Here is a 1,082-nt window from a genome sequence, read left to right as displayed (position 1 = left end):
GGGCCGAAGCATGGCGGCAGTTGGGCCCAGGTGCACCCGGACGTCGCGACGAACACGATCGCCGCCAGCACCTCGCGATCCCCGTGGCGCCGCCGGCCACCACCCTGCGGGCGCACCGGAGCGTCCGGCACGACCAACTGGAACAACTCCCACAGCTCATCCGGCACCAGCCGCTCAACGATCAGCACACTCGGAGTCTACTCAACCCACCCAAATGAGATGTCTTCTAAGCCGAACGCGCTGACCGCGCCGGCCGCGCCCAGCAGACGACGCCTGCTGATCTGATGGGGAGAGGAAGACATGTCGTTCCTTTCGAGAACGCCGATGACGGTCGGTTCGAGGAGAAGGGCACCCGGCGTCCAGGACTGGCCCGAGAGTCCGTGCTCCTGATTGATTGCGGTGGTATCAGGTCCTGGATGGCGTCGAGGACTCGGTAGAAGGTCAGGCCGGCGTCTCGACTTTTGGGTCGAGGCGCCGGAGGGTGAGGAAGGCGTGGGCGGCGGTGACGAGGGTGATGTGGTGGTGCCAGCCGCGCCAGGTGCGGCCTTCGAAGTGGTCCAGGCCCAGGCCGTGCTTCATCTCGCGGTAGTCGTGCTCGATGCGCCAGCGGATCTTGGCCAGGCGCACGAGCCGTCGAATTGTGGTGTCGGGTGGCAGGTTGGTGAGCCAGTAGTCGGTGGGTGCGCTCGCGCCAGGAGGCCATTCGACCAGCAGGGTCTCGGTCGGCAGGACGCCGTCCCACGCGGCGCCGCCGCCGGCCTCGGCGGCGGCGAGCGTGCGGGGGATCTTCCCAGCGGGCCGCACCTGCAGGACCCGAAACCGTGAGCGCATCGCTCCGCGGCTGCCCTGGCGCCAGGTGACCTGCCGAAACGTCCGGCGCCCGCCGGCGGTGGCGAGCTCGCGCAGGGCGATGGCCTCGGTGCGGTAGCGGGGCAGTGTCCTGCGCCCGGCGCCGCGGTAGGCGGGCGCCTCGGGCTCGGCGTGGGTGGGGGGGGGGGGGGGCGGGCGGCTCCGCCCCCCCCACCCGCCACACGGCGACCGGCCCGGCCGGCCGCCGCGCGAGGAGCCCGGCCACGCCGAGC

The 1,082-nt window shown here is 71.8% G+C and carries 1 protein-coding gene and 1 pseudogene; both read right to left on the bottom strand.

Translation table 11 applies throughout. The annotated features are described in order from the left end of the window. A partial coding sequence (locus ACFXHB_RS44745; RefSeq protein WP_380582978.1) for a transposase occupies positions 1 to 188 on the bottom strand: 188 nt, incomplete at its 3' end. 253 nt (positions 189 to 441) lie between these two features. Continuing rightward, positions 442 to 1,082 (bottom strand): annotated as a pseudogene (locus ACFXHB_RS44740) (transposase); the annotation flags it as partial.

This window comes from Kitasatospora sp. NPDC059327, from assembly GCF_042752535.1.
In the GTDB taxonomy this organism is placed as follows: domain Bacteria; phylum Actinomycetota; class Actinomycetes; order Streptomycetales; family Streptomycetaceae; genus Kitasatospora.
Note: the sequence above shows the minus strand (reverse complement) of the source record. Positions and strands in the feature narration are given on the sequence as shown.